The organism is Pseudohalioglobus lutimaris (assembly GCF_002866825.1).
In the GTDB taxonomy this organism is placed as follows: Bacteria; Pseudomonadota; Gammaproteobacteria; order Pseudomonadales; family Halieaceae; genus Halioglobus; species Halioglobus lutimaris.
The window spans coordinates 115,692-132,603 of the sequence record NZ_PKUS01000005.1; the positions used below are offsets into that span (position 1 = coordinate 115,692).

Below are 16,912 nucleotides of genomic sequence, written 5' to 3' on the forward strand. Positions count from 1 at the left end.
TCTCGCTTCCGCCTTGGTCGCTATGTCGTCAGGCAGTAAAGCAGCTTGCTCTTATTTGGCTAATTTTCTATTAGCCAAAACCGGATTGGTCGGCTTTTAATAGGAACAACTCCTTACAAGTGATTGGTTGCAGCCTATGCTTTTAGTCCAGCTGAGAGAACGCATAATAGAAGCAACTTACGCTGACGAACACAGCAGCGTGACGAAGCTCCTTTCCGGATTGGCGCTGAACCCCCAGCAGCGCGCAGATGTTCTCGAAAAATCGAAGAAACTGGTCAAGTTGTGCCGGGAAGACAAGCATGGCAAGGGCACGCTTGACTCCTTCCTGGAGGAATTCGGTCTCTCCAACAAGGAGGGGGTGGCCCTGATGTGTCTGGCCGAAGCGCTGCTGCGCGTGCCGGACTCGAGAACCGCCGATCGCCTGATCTCTGAAAAAATACTCTCCGGTAACTGGAGCGAGCACCAGGGTAAGTCAGACTCGGTTTTCGTCAACGCCTCGACCTGGGGTCTGATGCTTACCGGGGCAGTGGTGGAGTTACCCAGAGAGTACCGTGAGCGGCCGGGCAACGCAGTCAAACATCTCATTTCCCGACTGGGAGAACCTATCGTTCGCGCTGGAGTGCTGCAGGCTATGCGCATTATGGGCGGCCAGTACGTACTGGGGAGATCAATCGGTGAGGCGGTCAAGCGGGGCAGGAAACAAAATACCAGGGCGACGCGTTTTTCCTTTGACATGCTGGGAGAGGGCGCGCGTACCGAAAGTGACGCCCTGCGTTATTTTGAGTCCTATGCATCGGCAATCAGGGAGATAGGCTCAGGTAACACGCTTGCCGAACCGGTTACAGCCGACGGGATATCAGTCAAGTTGTCCGCGCTGCACCCGCGCTATCACTATTCACACAGAGAGGCGGTGCTGCAGAGCTTGCTGCCACGCATCCGTGAGCTCTGCGTTCTGGCCGCCCGGTACAACATCGGGCTGAGTATCGATGCGGAAGAGAGCGAGCGACTGGAACTGTCGCTGGACATTTTTGAGGCGCTGGCCAGAGACGAGGAACTGACTGCATGGCAGGGCCTGGGCCTGGTTCTGCAGACCTATCAAAAGCGCGCGCCCTACGTTGTTGACTGGTTGGTTGAGCTGGCGAGGGAAACCGGGCGCCGCATTCCTGTGCGTCTGGTCAAGGGCGCATACTGGGATGCGGAAATCAAGCGCGCCCAGGAGTTGGGCATGCCCGAGTACCCGGTCTTTACCCGCAAGGCGAACACGGATGCCTGCTATCTGCACTGCGCCGAGAAGGTACTCAAGGAACCGCAGCGCATATTCCCGCAGTTTGCCACGCACAATGCCTATACTGCCGCCATGGTGCTTGAACTCGCTGGCGATGCGGAGTTTGAGTTCCAGCGATTGCACGGGATGGGACACATACTCTATAAGCACCTGGTACAGTTGTGTCCGCATCGAGACGTAGCAGTGCGCGTCTACGCACCCGTGGGTTCGCACAAGGACCTGCTTCCCTACCTGGTGCGCCGGTTGCTGGAGAACGGCGCCAACAGTTCGTTTGTAAACCGCTTTCTCGACGACGATGTGCCCGTGGACGAGTTACTTGAAGATGTCTATGAGCAGGTGCAGGCCGTGCCGGTATACCGGCATAGCGGCATCCCGCGTCCGCCTGACCTGTTCAGTAGCCAGCCGGACCAACGCAGTAATTCCCGCGGCTTCGACCTGGAGCTCTCTACACATGCCGACACGTTACTGGCGCAGGTAAACACTGCTGCCCCCGAGTGCATCCACGCGGGTGCGCTAGTCGATGGTGAGACGACGCTAGCCAGTCCAGTCAGGGTTGCCAGTCCAGCCGACCACAGCTGCACGGTAGGCTGGGTAAGTGATGCCAGCCAGGACACAGCGCTACGGGCGCTGGCGTCGGCTGATGGTGGACAGGGCGCATGGAACGCACTGGGGGCCGCCAGGCGTGCGGAGATTTTGGGTGACGTTGCGCAGCGCTATGAAGATAACTACCTGGAACTGGTTTCCCTGCTCAGCCGTGAGGCCGGCAGAACATTGAACGACTGCGTAGCGGAAGTGCGCGAGGCCATTGATTTTTGTCGCTACTACGCCAATCAGGCCATGCAAACAATGGGTGAGGGCTCTGGCCTGCAGGGCCGAGGTACCTTTTTGTGCATCAGCCCGTGGAACTTTCCGCTGGCCATCTTTACCGGACAGGTCGCGGCGGCGCTGGTCACTGGCAATGCCGTGTTGGCTAAACCGGCCGAGCAGACCCCGCTGATTGCCTTCAGGGCGGTGCAGCTTTTTCACCAGGCAGGTGTTCCCACTGCGGTGCTACATCTGTTGCCGGGCGATGGCGCCAGTCTGGGCTCTGTGCTGTTAAATGACAGTCGTGTCACCGGTGTCGCCTTCACTGGCTCAACTGCCACTGCCAGCCTGATTAACCGGCAGGTTGCACAGAGGCCCGGACGGGGTATCTCGCTTATCGCCGAGACCGGTGGGCAGAATTGCATGATCGCCGATTCAACGGCGTTGCCCGAGCAACTGGTTGATGATGTGATCGAATCCGCTTTTTCCAGTGCCGGGCAGCGCTGTTCTGCGTTGCGTGTACTGTTTATCCAGGCGGACATAGCCGACCAGGTGATCGAAATGCTCCGTGGCGCGTTGCTATGCAGGCACATTGGCGAACCATGGTTGCTCTCCACCGATTTCGGACCCGTTATCGACCAGGACGCACAGCGCATGCTGCTGGCACACATCGAGATGATGAAACAGAAAGCACATTTGCTGGGTAACCTGAACGCCGATACGCCGGACTTGCAGGGCACCTACGTCGCCCCGCACATTTTTGAAATAGACAGCCTCGAACAACTGGATGGGGAAGTGTTTGGTCCTGTGTTGCATGTGGTCAGGTATAAAGCGGAGGAGATTGATGCTGTTATTGATAGTATCAATCAAACCGGTTTCGGCCTGACCCTTGGTGTTCACAGCAGGATAGAGGCGTTTGCGAGGTATGTTTTTGCCCACACATTAGCCGGAAATACCTATGTCAATCGCAATATGGTTGGCGCGGTGGTGGGGGTGAACCCGTTTGGCGGAACCGGGCTTTCGGGTACCGGGCCGAAGGCGGGCGGTCCACACTATCTCTATCGATTCACTCGTCCCGCAGTCACCGCCGGGCCGGTGCCTGACCCGGTGTCGGTTCAGCTGGCCGCAGGGGGTGATCACTCTGATTCTGTCGATGCCCAGCTTCAGGCAGCACACAGGGCACATCTGTCGTGGCGGGCACGCCCCGGGCAGGTTCGCGCCGACGTCCTCAGACATTGCGTACACGTTTTGTCGACCGGCGGAGCAGCAGTGTTTGAACAACTTGCACAGTTGGCGGAGGGCGCGATCAGTGAGCCGCTGGTAATGCCTGGCCCCACGGGTGAGGAAGACACATTGATGCTGACCGGCAAGGGTGTTGTAGCCTGCCTGGCTACTGAGCCGGACAGCGCCGATACGATTGCCGTACAGGTTGGGCTCGCGATGGCAGCGGGGTGTGCCGCAGTACTCGCGGATGGTGCTGCTCATGATGCAATTATCCAGGCGCTGCGCCGCTGCCTGGCTGAGTGCTCGGTCGACGAAAACCTGGTCTGTTCCGTGGCGCCCGGTGATGCAAGGCAGGTGCTTACCAGTAAGGCCGTGGTGGCGGCAACAGTCAATGGCCGGGTTGCGGAGTCCAGTAGCCTTCGCGTTCTGCTGGCCTCGCGCAAGGGGCCACTGGTGCCACTTGTGGAGGTGCCGGGCGGACAGGGACTGTCCAGGGCCGCAGACTGGTTGTGCATGCTTATTCCGCTCATGGTGGAGCGAACGTTCACCGATAACCTGGTCGCCAAAGGAGGCAATACGCAGCTGTTCAACCTGCATGAAGACGCGTTGCCGGGCCCGGCCGGACTCAGCGCTTGAATCGTTTTGGCCGGTACTTGCGCCGGCCTGTTGAAGGCGCCGTAGTACACGCAGATGGTTGATACATCAACTAATTGCCAGTATTCTGTTCTTTGCGTTTCCAAAGGGAAGAGAATGTGGCGGAAAAGACTGCAGCATCTACTCGCAAGAAGCTGATATCGCTGATACTGCTGGTGGCCATTATCGCCGGCGCTGTTTACGCTGCACGGTATTACTGGCAGGCGCGCTGGTACGAGGTTACCGAGAATGCGTATCTCAGTGGCAATATGGTGGAAGTAAGCGCCCAGATTGGTGGCACGGTGGTGTTCATTGACATCGATACCAATGAAGCCGTTGACCGTGGCCAGGAGTTGCTGCGTCTGGCGGATGGGGATGAGTTACAGACACTGGAGCTACGCAAGCAGGAGCTGGCGCTGGCCGCTCAGGAAGTGCTGACCCTACGTGCCGAAGTCAAAAGACTGGAAGCCGAGCAGCGACTGAAAGGGATTACCTATCAGCGCGCGCGTGAAGACCTGGACCGGCGTGAGCGCCTGTTCCCGCAGAACATGGTCTCGGAGGAAGAACTGGACGCCGCGCAGACTCGGGCCCAGGAAACGGGGGTCGCGCTGGAAGCTGCTCGTCTGGCACTGCAGAAAGCGCGGGTCAAAGCCGGAGCGCAGACACTGTCACAGCACCCCCGGGTAATGGCCGCAGCAGCAGGCTTGCGCAGTGCCTATCGGGACTGGCGCAAAACCGCAGTGTATTCGCCCGTAGCAGGTGAAATCGCCAGGCGGCGCGTGCAGGCAGGTCAACGTATCGCCCCGGGTACGCCGCTGTTCAGTATTGTCCAGCGGCAGAGCGCGTGGGTGGAGGCAAACTTCAAAGAGACTCAACTACGTTACCTGCGCCCGGGACAGCCAGTTTCATTGCGCAGCGACCTGTATGGCAACGACGTCGTCTTTTCGGGGACCGTGCACAGTATTGGCCTGGGTACCGGCTCGGTGTTTTCCCTGCTGCCGCCGCAAAATGCCACGGGAAACTGGATCAAGATAGTGCAACGGGTGCCGGTGCGGATTGAACTTGATGCCGGCTTTGATCGCGAACATCCACTGCCCTTTGGGGCCTCGCTGCAGGCCAGGGTCAACACCCGGGATCGCAGTGGCCCTGCACTGGTGGCGCGAAAGCATAGCGAACCCATCGTTGACGCCAATATTTACGCTTACCAGGATGAGGGCGTGGAGGACGTGATTGCCGATATAATTCGCCGACAAGGCGGCGAGTAACGATGAAGGCTGGCAGCGCACCGGAGCGGTTGCACGGGTTGCCGCTGTTCCTGGCCACATTGGGCGTGGCCGCCGCCAGCTTCATGAACATACTGGACACCACGATCGCCATTGTTGCATTGCCAACCATTGGCGGTGACCTTAGCGCCACGCCGTCCCAGAGCAGCTGGATCATCACGCTTTACAGTGTTTGCGTGGCCGTAATCCTGCCTCTCTCCGGTTGGATTACCCGGCGCTTTGGCGAGGTACGCACCTTTACCTTCGCCGTGCTCATGTTCACGACCACTTCCTGGCTCTGCGCCATCGCCACCAGCTTCAATGAACTGCTGGTTTTCCGTGCGTTCCAGGGGCTATCCGGCGGTTTGCTGATACCGCTTTCACAATCGATGCTACTGCGCCTTTATCCGCCCGAGAAGCAGGGCCTGGCGCTGGCCATCTGGGCGATTACCAGCGTGGTGGCGCCCGTGGTGGGGCCAATACTTGGCGGCTATCTTACGGACAATTTCGGCTGGCCCTGGATATTCCTGATCAACGTGCCGATCGGTATTTCTGTGGCCTTGATTTGCTGGCGTTATCTGCCCCCGCTGGAGACCGAGCGCTTCAGGGATCCGGTGGATGTGGTCGGGCTGATACTGTTGTTTGCCGGGGTGATCTGCTTCCAGACGGTGTTGGACAGGGGACATGAGCTGGATTGGCTGGCTTCCATGCAGATACGCATTATGCTGGTTGTCTCCGTACTGAGTTTTGTCCTTTTTATCGTCTGGGAGCGAGGCGAGGCGCACCCTGTTGTGGATTTCAGCCTGTTTCGCTATCGCAATTTTGTGGTTGGGTCGGTACTGGTCAGCGTGCTTTATATGGCGTTCATTGTGGGTATGGTGATCTACCCGATCTGGATGCAGACTAGCCTGGGCTACACGGCCACCTGGTCAGGTATCGCGATGGCCGGCACTGGCATCCTGCCTATCATCCTGTTCCCCATTCTGGGTAAGCGGGTGCAGAATTCCGACCCCCGCCTTACCGTGTCCTTTGGCTTATGCATCGCAGCTGCCGCGTTATACCTGCATTCGCAAACCACCACCGACTCGACGGTACAGTACATTGCCGCCACCCGCCTGTTAATGGGGGCCGCCATGCCTTTTGCGTGGATGCCGCTGATGGCGATTGCGCTTCTTGGGATCCCCCCCGAAAAGCTCGCCTCGGCTTCCGGGCTGTTTAACTTTACCCGTATGATTGCGTCCAGTGCGGGTACGGCGATCGGCATTACCCTTTGGGATCAACGCACGATTTATCACCGCAGTCGACTGGCGGAGTCGCTTTCCGCAGATGCAGTACCCTACCGTGAGTCGATGGCGTTGTTGGAACAGGCGACACCCTCTGCCCAGGCCGCGCTGGCTGCGCTTGATGTGGCGGTCACCCAGCAGGCACGGACCCTGGCCATGGGCGACGTGTTTTATCTTTATGTCGGTGCAATGCTGGTGCTGGTGCTACTCACCGTGTTTCTTCCATCAAAAGCCGAATCAGGAGGCGGAAAATGAGTGACTTTGCGCACAGCGAGGCGCGTTACCTGGCGCTGGTGTACCGGCAACTGATGCGCCACCTTGACGAGGAACTTGCGCCGGCAGACCTGGGCCCCGGACGTTATCTCTACCTCTATGCACTGCAGGCCAAAGATGGGCGCCGACAGCAAGAGCTGGCCGATGCGCTGGGACTGGACAAGGCGGCAGTCACCCGGGCCCTGGCCAGGCTGGAGGAAGACGGTTTCATTCGCCGTGAGGCGGATAAAGAAGACGGCCGCGCAACCCGCGTATTTCTCACCTCCAAAGGGCGAGCCAAGCAAGCGTTTCTTGAGGGCGCAGCAAGCAACAGCCTGGAAAAACTATTGAGACCCTTGACGGTGGTCGAGCGCGAACGTTTCGGGAAGCTATTGGCGAAGATAGCCCTGCCATTGCTTGACCCCTAGCGAAACAACTGCAGTAGTCTCCGGTCTATCCAGCCGTCGAGTTTCCAGTTCATCAGGAATCCGCAGTGCCCGCCATAGTCGGTGGTTTCAATGGTCAGGGCGGGCGGCCTGGCAATACGCTGCAGGTCGTCGCTGGGGATCATCGGGTCGTCGTTGCTCAGAATCAGCTGCGAGGGCACGCGCAGGGTCGCGAGCGTATCGCCGGTGAGCGCATAGGCCTCGTAATAACTGCGCGCATCCTCGTACTGCGTGTGGTGGGGCACGAAATAATCGTTCATGTCCCCCAGGGTTTGCATCTCCAGCAGGCTGTCAGCGTAGCCCAGTTCCGGGAAATGACCGAGCTTGGTGCGCAGTGAGCGCTTCCAGCGATGCACAAAGTAGCGATGGTAGACCTGGCTGCCTTGCTCAATTGCCTTGATGGTGCGCCAGGGATCGAGCACTGGACAGACGGCGACTACCCCGTCCAGTTGTAGTCCCTGGTCTGGCGCTTTCGCCGCGACGCGCAGTGCGAAGTTGCCGCCCAGCGAATGGCCTGCAAGAAAGCATTTTTCATGCGGATAGATTTTTTGTATTTCCGCTATAGCATCGATAACTTCCTGCAGGCGCGTGGAGTTATAGAGCTCAGGGTTGAGGTGGTGACTGGGGCCGTGGTCGCGAAGATGCAGGCGAAAGACATCGAACCCGGTGCTGTGCAGCGTGTAGGCGGTTGATAACTGGTAACTCGATTCAGCGTCGCCCTCCCAGCCGTGCAGTAGAATAGCCAGACCGCGAACGGGCAGGGGATTGGCGTTATACAGCCCGTGCAGGCGAATGCCGTCGCCGCAGTGCAGGACCACGTCCTCTGCTGTCGCCTGCAGCCTGCGTGTGCGCCACCAGAGTGGCCAACTGCGCAGCGGTGTGCTGGATATCAGCGTTTGTACGTGCGCGTTCCGCAACCAGGCAGGCGGATTGAACGTGGAGTCCACTACCGGTTTCCGTCAGCCTAGCTCTGCCCTGACCGCTGCAAATGCTTCCAGTGCCCGCTCCAGGTCATCGTCACTGAGAGCCGCAGACATCTGGGTGCGAATACGGGCCTTGCCGCGGGGTACCACGGGGAAAGAAAAGGCGACGACGTACACGCCCCTGGCGAGCATGGCATCGGCAAACCGGGCCGCAGTTGCCGCGTCATGCAGCATTACCGGCACGATGGGGTGTTCTCCCGGGAGCAGTTCAAAACCCAGTTTTTCCATTCCCTCACGAAACACCGCGGTGTTGTGCCGCAGGCGTTCGCGCAGGGCCGGCGATTCGCTCACCAGCTCGATGGCTTTTATTGCCCCGGCAACAACCGGCGGCGCCACAGTATTGGAGAACAGGTAAGGCCTGGACCGCTGGCGCAGCAGTTCAACAACTGCTGCAGGCGCGGAAGTGTAGCCGCCCGAGGCACCGCCCAGCGCTTTGCCAAGTGTGCCGGTAATGATGTCTACCCGGTCCATGCAAGCGAGCAGTTCATGAGTGCCGCGTCCGCCTTCGCCAATGAAGCCGGTGGCGTGGCAGTCGTCGAAGTGCACCAGCGCACGGTACTTTTCTGCGAGGTCGCAGATTTCGTCCAGGCGGGCGATATATCCGTCCATGGAGAATACGCCGTCAGTGGTAATGAGCTTGAAACGCGCACCGGCGGAATCTGCAGCCTGCAGCTGCGACTCCAGATCGGCCATGTCATTGTTGCGGTAACGGTAGCGCTGGGCCTTGCTCAGGCGTACTCCGTCGATGATGGACGCGTGATTCAACTCGTCGGAAATCACCGCGTCTTCAGCGCCCAGGAGGGTTTCAAACAGACCGCCATTGGCATCAAAGCACGAGGGGTAAAGTATGGTGTCCTCTGTACCCAGGAACCCGCTCAGCTTTTGCTCCAGTTGCTTGTGCAGGGTTTGGGTGCCGCAGATGAACCGCACCGATGCCATTCCATAGCCCCAGTCCTGTAACCCCCGGGCTGCCGCAGCATTAACCTCCGGGTGCTGCGCCAGCCCCAGGTAGTTGTTGGCGCACAGATTGAGCACCTCGCCGCTGCTGACGCCGACATGGGTGCCCTGTGGCGTGGTAATCAGGCGCTCGTGCTTGGTCAGCCCCGCCTGCTCTATTTGCTCAAGCTCAGTCGCCAGGTGTTCACGGAATCTGTCGTACATATCGTGCTTACGCCTCCCAGTCCAGAATGACCTTGCTCGCCTCGCCACTGTTCATCACATCAAAGCCCTGCTGAAATTCAGTGAAAGGCAGGCGATGGGTGATAACGGGTGAGATGTCCAGGCCGGAGTCGATCATTACCGACATCTTGTACCAGGTTTCATACATCTCTCTGCCGTATATACCTTTCAGCGTCAGCATATTGAAGATTACCTTGTTCCAGTCAATAGCGGTATTTTCAGCGGGAATGCCCAGTATCGACACCTTGCCACCGTGGCACATGTTGTCGATCAGTTCGTTAAAGGCCTGGGCGTTGCCCGACATTTCCAGGCCCACGTCAAAGCCCTCGCTCATCCCCAGTTCCCGTTGTACGTCGGCGATACGTTCGCGACTCACGTTCACCGAGCGGGTCGCACCCAGTGCCCGCGCACGCTCCAGTCGCGAATCAATCACATCGGTGATCACCACATGGCGGGCGCCGGCGTGCCTGCATACGGCGGCGGCCATGGCGCCAATCGGCCCTGCGCCAGTAATCAGTACGTCCTCGCCAAGCAGATCAAACTGCAGTGCCGTGTGCACGGCGTTGCCGAAGGGGTCGAACAGCGCGGCCACGTCCAGGTCGATACCCGGTGTATGCTCCCATACATTGGACATAGGCAGGGTGAGGTACTGTGCAAATGCGCCGGGGCGGTCCACTCCAATGCCGGATGTCTGGCTGCAGAGATGGCGGCGGCCAGCCATGCAGTTACGACAGCGACCGCAGACCACGTGTCCTTCACCGGAGACGATCTGGCCGGCATGGAAGTCGTTGACGTTGGAGCCCACAGCGACCACTTCGCCAACGAATTCATGCCCCACGACCATGGGCACGGGAATGGTCTTTTGCGCCCAGGCATCCCAGTTGTAAATGTGCATGTCGGTGCCGCAGATGGCGGTACGCTTTACCTTGATAAGTACGTCGTTAATGCCCGGTTCAGGCTCTGCAACGTCTTCAAGCCAGATTCCCTGGCCTGCGCTCTTTTTGACAAGTGCTTTCATTGGATCGTTTTCCACAATGCGGTGCCTGCATTCTAGACGTAAATGCCCCGGGAGTTGAGGATTGGTCGAAAAACAGCTGCAGGTCAGGAGCCCGAGGGGAGGTATCCGCTGGGGTGGGGGGTATTGGCGCGACGCGGTTCTCTGCGCAGATTGTCACGGCCGGAAATGCTGTCGTCCCGGTCGCTCTTCCAGGCACCTGCTTCCCGGCTCCTGAGTGTGCCGTCACCGAAGTTGGTGGGGTCTATTTTTACGGTCTTGCCACTGCCGGATTTCGGGCAACCCTTGTCGGTGAAAGTTTTCTTGCCGGTAACAGGGTCTGTGCACATCACAACCCCTGCGCTGGCATGCGCCGCGCTCAGGAAAATGATGGCCGAAAACAGCATCCCGGCGACGCACTTGTGCATTTTAAACGTCCGTATGTTTCACTGAATGGTCTACACTAGGGGTAGCTGTGAGAGGACGTCTACCGAAAACCGGACTTTTTAACAGAAACTGCCCTGTAACCAACAAAAACAGCTGTTTGTAACGCTATCTGCACATGCCAAGGAAGAACCCCAAGCCCCAGCCTATGAAATGTTACCACCACGTCGCCCTGTTCTTGCTCTGCCTGACTATTGTCGGTTGTACCACCACCGAAACCCTGCCGGAGGTGGCCGTAGCGCCGCCAGCAGTGGATTCCGGGGCCAGTTGCCCTGAACCCGAGCCCTGTGCGCCCTGCGAGGTCCTGCAGTGTCCCGATCCGGAAGTGGTAGAGAAAATTGTTGAGGTGCCGGCGCCGCTGCCGCCCATGGCAACTACCGCCGGCAAGATGCACCTGCCTATTGTGGGTGCGCTGGAGAGGGTTCTGGTGGAGCCTGCCGGCATGGAGATGGATGCGCGTATCGACACCGGCGCGGAAACCACTTCCATACATGCAGAGAATATCCAGCTGGTAGAAAAGGATGGCAAACGCTATGTCCGCTTCTCCCTGTTGGATGATGCAGAGCAACTGGTCGAACAGGAGCTGCGCCTGCGTCGGCGGGTGCTGATCAAACAGAAGGAGGGAGATCCGGAGCGCCGTTATGTGGTGCGCATGTGGATTACCCTGGCCGGGACCCGTTCGCGCATTGATGTCAACCTGTCTGACCGGGAAGATTTTGAATACCCGTTACTGGTTGGGCGCAACTTCCTGGTCGATACTGTAATTGTTGACGTCAGCCGTCGGTATACGCAGGGCCAATAGGATATACATGATTTCTTCCCGAACACGCATTGAGATTCTCTCCGGATGCCTGGTACTGATCGGGCTTGGCCTGATGCTGTACAAAGTACTGGCGCTGGGTTTCCCATTGATTCCTGGCGAATACCGGGATGTATGGACGATAGAGGGCAAAGTCAGCTTCACCCCGGGAGAAGGGCCTGTGGAGGTCGAATTGAAGCTGCCCCAGGGTCAGGCGGGGTGGGAAGTGCTGGACGAACATTTTGCGTCATCGGGCTTTGGCTTCGGTATTCGCGAGGATGGCGACAAACGCTGGGCAGTGTGGACGCGCAGTGCGCTGGAGCAGCCCACCACGCTGTACTACAAGGTGCAGGCCTATCGGCTCAGCAATCAGGCCCTGGAGGACAAGTCTGCGCGACCTGCCGTTGAACCGATGCTGGAAAAAGATCAGGCCGTCGCGGTGGATCGCCTCATTGAAGTGCTGTCTGCCAAGTCTTCCAGCCCCGAGCGTTTTACCGCACTTTTGATCCAGTCTTTATTGCCGGGGTCCACCGACCCGGATGCCGAGTTCCTGCTCAGCACCTGGGAGGAGGAACCGCACAAGGTAATCCTGGCGGTGCTGGGGCGTGCCGGCATTCCCGCCTATGAAATACGCGGCATACTGCTGGAGGATGGACGCCGGCGACAGACGCTGTCCGCTCTGGTGGAGATCCACAACGGTAAGGAATGGGTGGTGTTCGATCCCGTCACTGCCCAATCCGGGTTGCCTGCGGACTTTTTTATCTGGCAGCGACGTGGTCAGGAAGTTCTCAGTGTTGTGGGTGCCCGCGACTCCCGACTGGAGTTTGCCCTGGTCAGCAACAGCCTGCCGGCGCGCACCGTAGCGGTAATGGAGGAGCAGGCAGAGCAGTTCGCGTTGTTGGACTTCTCGATTTACTCCCTGCCAGTAGAGCAACAGGGCGTGTTCAAGGGCCTGCTGTTGATACCCGTAGCAGCGCTGGTAGTGGTGATCATGCGCCTGCTGGTCGGCGTCAGTACATCGGGTACCTTTATGCCCATCCTTATTGCCCTGGCGTTCATGCAGACCACGCTGTGGCTGGGCCTGGCGATTTTCCTGGGGCTGGTCAGCGCCGGCCTGGTGATTCGCTCGTGGCTCAGCCATATGAACCTGTTGCTGGTGTCGCGAATATCAGCGGTGGTGATTGTGGTTATTTTCCTGATGGCGGCACTGGCCATTGCCAGCTATCGCCTCGGCCTGGACCAGGTGCTCTCGGTCACCTATTTCCCGACGATTATCCTGGCCTGGACCATCGAGCGCATGTCCATTCTCTGGGAAGAAGAGGGCCCCCACGAAGTGCTGGTGCAGGGCGGTGGCAGCCTTCTGGTTGCAGTGCTGGCCTATGCGGCCATGTCCAGCAAGCTGGTGGGTCATCTCACGTTTAATTTCCCGGAGCTGACCTTGAGTCTGCTTGGCGTGATTCTGCTGTTGGGCAAGTACACTGGCTACAGGCTTAGCGAGCTGTATCGATTTCGCAACCTGGGAAGATCGCAGTGAGGTTGCTGGCCTCACCTGCGGCGCTCAGGCGCCAGGGCATCATGGGAATGAATGAGCGCAATGTCGGCTATATCGGCAAGTTCAACCCGCGCCGGTTCTACCCCCTGGTCGATAACAAGCTGGAGACCAAGCGTGCCGCAAAAGAGCGCGGGCTGCCTGTACCTGAGCTCTATGGTGTGGTGGAGTACCAGTACGAGGTCCGTGACGTGGCTGCCAAGCTGGAGTCGCTGGCCAGTTTTGTAATCAAACCCGCCCAGGGTAGCGGTGGCAAGGGAATACTGGTGGTGGTAGGACGCAATGGTGACCGCTATATCAAGTCCAGTGGGCAAGAGATTACGGCGTCGGACGTGCGTCGGCATGTCTCTAACGTTCTCGCCGGACTGCACAGTCTGGGGGGGCGTAACGACATTGCCATGATTGAAGCCTTGATCGACTTCGACCCCTGCCTTGCCCAGTACAGCTATGAGGGTGTGCCCGACATCCGCGTCATCGCGTTCAGGGGCGTGCCGGTGATGGCAATGATGCGCTGCGCTACCCATGACTCAGACGGCAAGGCCAACCTGCACCAGGGTGCTGTTGGAGTTGGCCTGAACGTGGGGACAGGGACTGCGGTGCGCGCGGTTCAGCACGGCCAACTGGTAGAGACACATCCCGATACTGGTGCCTGCTTCAAGACACTGGCGATTCCCCACTGGGAGCGGGTTCTGGATATGGCGGCCAGTTGCGTGGAGATGACGGGCCTGCAATATATCGGTGCTGATGTGGTGCTGGACAAGGTACGCGGCCCCATGCTGCTGGAACTCAATGCCCGACCGGGGCTGGCTATCCAGGTTGCCAACCAGGCGGGACTGCGAGAACGCCTGGCGATTGCAGCTGAAATTGCAGAGCAGACCGATGAACACCACGCACGGATTGCCCTGGCAAGACAGCGCTTCGGTGAATGAGCTTGCCAGCCTGGCTGGAGCAGGCACTGCCTGAACTGCTTATCTGGGGAACGGCTCTCTCTCTGGGAACCTTGCTTGCTGTAATCGTGATTGTTCCATTTGTGATCTCGCGCCTGCCGTCCCATTATTTCAATGAACCCAAACGGCACCCCTTGCGTGAACAAGTGGGCGGCGCCAGTCAATGGTTGTTTATCGTCATCAAGAACCTGATGGGTGCGCTGTTAGTGCTGCTGGGATTGCTCATGCTGTTCACACCGGGGCAGGGCCTGCTTACCTTGCTGGCCGGGCTTTTACTGATGAACTTTCCCGGAAAATACCGGTTGGAGAGGGCGCTGGTATCCCGTGAGAGCGTCATGCATGCACTCAACTGGTTTCGCGAGCGACAGGGCCGCCCGCCGTTTGATCCCCCCAACAAGTGAATGCAGCCAGTACTGGGCACCCGGCCCGGCTGCGCTTATAATCTTTACTTCAGGCTAGATGGGGATTTGTGATGATCGGTAAAATGATTGCTATGGCTGTCGACCTCGCCACCATGCCCGCGCGCCTGACCTGGCGCAGCGCCAGGGCCGTGAGCATGTCACCGGCGCAGTTCCAGCGCTTCACCGCCGAATTGCGCCAGGCTTCTGATGAGGCGGCCCGGGAACTTCAGGCGGTTATAGCCGGGGTAGACGCGGAGATGAACCAGAAGGCCGGCCATCTCAGTGGTGAACAGAAGGCGCAGGCGGCCGGTCTCGCCCTGCAGGCCGCGGAACAGCACCTGAGCATGGCGGCCGTTAACTTGCTGCGTGCACTCTGGCTGTCCTCGCACGCGAGTCAGGAACTGGCACAACCCAGGTCCGGGGTTATTATCGAGCATGAGAGCTGACCGCGGCGATTCTTTAAACTGCAAACTAGGTAGACTGATGAAAAAGCACACAACCCTTCTGGGGGCGCTTGCCCTGGCATCCATGGCGGTAGTGGCAGAGGAAGGCACGTCGCTGCAGTCGGACTGGATAGAACTGGTGCGGGGCCACAAGGGGCAGGCGATAGGTGTGCAACTCAGGGATATCCAGCCAGAGGACGCCGCAGGCGAGCGAACAGTGACCCTGGCAGTGCCCAAGACATCCATATCCCACCCGGACACCATCGAGGAAGTGGTTGTGGTTGCCCGCGCACCGGAGAAACCGGAGCCCGGGGAGCCGATGAAAATCCGCTACCAGTGGCTGGATGATTATGACCAGGACAACTACGGGCTGATTATTCACCTTGGCAAGGGCGACTGGCCTATTCGCCTGTACCTGAACTCCAGCCCGGGCTTTGTTCGCGAAGAATAGATCCTTGTATTCACCGCTGCCCTGGCTATACGGGGCACTTGCCTTATTTACGTTGCCACAGTGGCGACATAAGATTGCCGTTTATTCCTTGAGGTAGTAACCGTGCCACAGTTCACCGATACTGCGCTGGAAGCCGTGAGTGCGATTCAGTCAGGGGAAAACGTGTGGTGCCATTCCATGGCCGCTACGCCCACCGTCTTGCTGGAAGCCCTGGCGGTTCACGCCAGGTCACTCAGCAATGTCACCATGATGCAGTTGCATCTTGAACACGCCGAAGCGATTGCCGACCCGGAACTGGAAGGGCGCCTGCGCAACCGCTGTTTTTTTGCCGGTAAAACGACGCGTCAGCTGATAAACGAGGGCAGGGCGGATTATGTGCCGATGTTTCTCTCGGAGATTCCCAAGGAGTTCCGTCGGGGACACCAGCGGGTGGATACCGCCCTGGTACAGGTTTCCACGCCGGATCAGCACGGTAATTGTTCGCTGGGCATATCGGTGGAAGCCACGGCCGCGGCCTGCGATGTAGCCGGGCGAATCATCGCGCATATGAACCCGAATATGCCGCGCACCCACGGTGACAGCTTTATCAATCTCCGCGATATCGCTTTCGCCTACGTGGAAGAAACGCCGCTGATCACACTGGAACATGGGGAGATCAGCGATGTGGAACAGCGCATTGGTGAGATTGTTTCCAGTCGTGTACGCGACGGCGACTGCCTGCAAATGGGCATAGGCGCCATCCCTGACGCGGCCCTGTCCTTTCTACATGACAGACGTGACCTCGGTGTGCATACGGAGATGTTCTCAGACGGCGTTCTGGACCTGATTGAAGCGGGTGTCATTACCAACGACAACAAGAAGATTGCGCGCGGGCGCACCGTGACCGGTTTCGTTATGGGCAGCGAGCGTCTTTACCGTTTCGTCGACGATAACCCCGAGGTGACTTTTCTCGACATTGAGTTTGTCAACAATCCGGTAGTGATTGCTAAAAATCCCCAGGTCACCTCGATTAACAGCGCGATTCAAATAGACCTTACCGGTCAGGTTTGCGCTGACTCAATGGGGCACAAGATCTATTCCGGGGTAGGTGGGCAGGTGGACTTTGTGCTGGGTGCCACGTTTTCCGATCATGGAAAATCAATTATCGCACTTCCCTCCACGGCGAAGCACGGTGCTTTGAGTCGGCTGGTGCCAGCGCTGGAGCGTGGCGCTGGCGTGGTCACCACGCGCGCTGCGGTCGACTATGTGGTCACCGAGTATGGCATCGCCGAGTTGCGCGGCCGGTCCATCGCGGAGCGCGCCAGGGACCTGATTAACATTGCTCATCCGGACTATCGGGAGATACTGTCCAGAGCGGCCAGGGACGACCTGGGGCTGGCTATTTGAGCCTGAGAAAGCAGCCTTTTCAGGCTTGACTAGGGCGGCCTTACTCCCTATAGTACCGCCCCTCAACGCGCCTGTAGCTCAGCTGGATAGAGTACCTGGCTACGAACCAGGCGGTCGCACGTTCGAATCGTGCCAGGCGCGCCAAAT

Annotated in this window: 15 protein-coding genes and 1 tRNA gene; 12 read left to right on the forward strand and 4 right to left on the reverse strand. The window is 58.8% G+C overall.

Annotated features, from left to right (window positions below):
• Nucleotides 1-136: 136 nt before the first annotated feature.
• The 4 genes from putA to C0039_RS06460 all read left to right on the forward strand — a co-directional run bounded on the left by putA (nucleotide 137) and on the right by C0039_RS06460 (nucleotide 7,171).
• Nucleotides 137-3,949, forward strand: coding sequence for a bifunctional proline dehydrogenase/L-glutamate gamma-semialdehyde dehydrogenase PutA (gene putA / locus C0039_RS06445; RefSeq protein ID WP_101517612.1), 3,813 nt, complete (start codon nucleotides 137-139; stop codon nucleotides 3,947-3,949).
• Nucleotides 3,950-4,065: 116 nt separating this feature from the next.
• Nucleotides 4,066-5,211, forward strand: a complete 1,146-nt coding sequence (locus C0039_RS06450; RefSeq protein WP_076001778.1) for an HlyD/EmrA/EmrK family protein — start codon at nucleotides 4,066-4,068, stop codon at nucleotides 5,209-5,211.
• A gap of 2 nt (nucleotides 5,212-5,213) precedes the next feature.
• Complete coding sequence (locus C0039_RS06455; protein WP_076001777.1) at nucleotides 5,214-6,746, forward strand: DHA2 family efflux MFS transporter permease subunit; 1,533 nt, start codon at nucleotides 5,214-5,216, stop codon at nucleotides 6,744-6,746.
• Nucleotides 6,743-7,171 carry a MarR family winged helix-turn-helix transcriptional regulator gene (locus C0039_RS06460; RefSeq protein WP_076001776.1) on the forward strand — a complete coding sequence of 143 codons (429 nt, stop codon included), beginning with the start codon at nucleotides 6,743-6,745 and terminating at the stop codon, nucleotides 7,169-7,171. The genes C0039_RS06455 and C0039_RS06460 overlap by 4 nt, the downstream gene beginning before the upstream one ends.
• Here C0039_RS06460 and C0039_RS06465 read toward each other — a convergent pair.
• The 4 genes from C0039_RS06465 to C0039_RS06480 all read right to left on the reverse strand — a co-directional run bounded on the left by C0039_RS06465 (nucleotide 7,168) and on the right by C0039_RS06480 (nucleotide 10,773).
• A complete protein-coding gene (locus tag C0039_RS06465) occupies nucleotides 7,168-8,136 on the reverse strand; it encodes a YheT family hydrolase (RefSeq protein WP_076001775.1) in 969 nt (322 codons plus the stop codon). The genes C0039_RS06460 and C0039_RS06465 overlap by 4 nt on opposite strands.
• A 12-nt stretch (nucleotides 8,137-8,148) precedes the next feature.
• Nucleotides 8,149-9,333, reverse strand: a complete 1,185-nt coding sequence (locus C0039_RS06470; RefSeq protein ID WP_076001774.1) for a glycine C-acetyltransferase — start codon at nucleotides 9,331-9,333, stop codon at nucleotides 8,149-8,151.
• A gap of 7 nt (nucleotides 9,334-9,340) precedes the next feature.
• Nucleotides 9,341-10,369: an L-threonine 3-dehydrogenase gene (tdh, locus tag C0039_RS06475; RefSeq protein ID WP_076001773.1), complete on the reverse strand. Its 1,029-nt coding sequence runs from the start codon at nucleotides 10,367-10,369 to the stop codon at nucleotides 9,341-9,343.
• Nucleotides 10,370-10,452: 83 nt separating this feature from the next.
• Nucleotides 10,453-10,773 (reverse strand): DUF4124 domain-containing protein, encoded by a 321-nt coding sequence (locus C0039_RS06480; protein WP_076001772.1) that lies wholly within the window; start codon nucleotides 10,771-10,773, stop codon nucleotides 10,453-10,455.
• Between the two features lie 164 nt (nucleotides 10,774-10,937).
• Between C0039_RS06480 and C0039_RS06485 the strand changes: the two genes are divergently transcribed.
• From C0039_RS06485 to C0039_RS06520, 8 genes are all read left to right on the forward strand, one after another.
• A complete protein-coding gene (locus C0039_RS06485) occupies nucleotides 10,938-11,591 on the forward strand; it encodes an ATP-dependent zinc protease family protein (RefSeq protein WP_076001771.1) in 654 nt (217 codons plus the stop codon).
• Between the two features lie 7 nt (nucleotides 11,592-11,598).
• Nucleotides 11,599-13,122: an inactive transglutaminase family protein gene (locus C0039_RS06490; protein ID WP_198171683.1), complete on the forward strand. Its 1,524-nt coding sequence runs from the start codon at nucleotides 11,599-11,601 to the stop codon at nucleotides 13,120-13,122.
• Complete coding sequence (locus C0039_RS06495) at nucleotides 13,119-14,066, forward strand: alpha-L-glutamate ligase-like protein (protein WP_101517613.1); 948 nt, start codon at nucleotides 13,119-13,121, stop codon at nucleotides 14,064-14,066. Before C0039_RS06490 ends, C0039_RS06495 begins: the two co-directional genes overlap by 4 nt.
• The gene (locus C0039_RS06500; protein ID WP_076001769.1) at nucleotides 14,063-14,485 is read left to right on the forward strand and encodes a PGPGW domain-containing protein; all 423 of its coding nucleotides are present in this window, start codon (nucleotides 14,063-14,065) and stop codon (nucleotides 14,483-14,485) included. The genes C0039_RS06495 and C0039_RS06500 overlap by 4 nt, the downstream gene beginning before the upstream one ends.
• Before the next feature lie 71 nt (nucleotides 14,486-14,556).
• Complete coding sequence (locus tag C0039_RS06505) at nucleotides 14,557-14,931, forward strand: hypothetical protein (protein WP_076001768.1); 375 nt, start codon at nucleotides 14,557-14,559, stop codon at nucleotides 14,929-14,931.
• A 37-nt stretch (nucleotides 14,932-14,968) separates the two neighbouring features.
• The gene (locus tag C0039_RS06510) at nucleotides 14,969-15,379 is read left to right on the forward strand and encodes a hypothetical protein (protein WP_101517614.1); all 411 of its coding nucleotides are present in this window, start codon (nucleotides 14,969-14,971) and stop codon (nucleotides 15,377-15,379) included.
• Between the two features lie 102 nt (nucleotides 15,380-15,481).
• Nucleotides 15,482-16,765, forward strand: a complete 1,284-nt coding sequence (locus tag C0039_RS06515) for an acetyl-CoA hydrolase/transferase family protein (RefSeq protein ID WP_101517615.1) — start codon at nucleotides 15,482-15,484, stop codon at nucleotides 16,763-16,765.
• A 67-nt stretch (nucleotides 16,766-16,832) separates the two neighbouring features.
• Nucleotides 16,833-16,909: transfer RNA gene (locus C0039_RS06520), tRNA-Arg, on the forward strand.
• Nucleotides 16,910-16,912 lie beyond the last annotated feature (3 nt).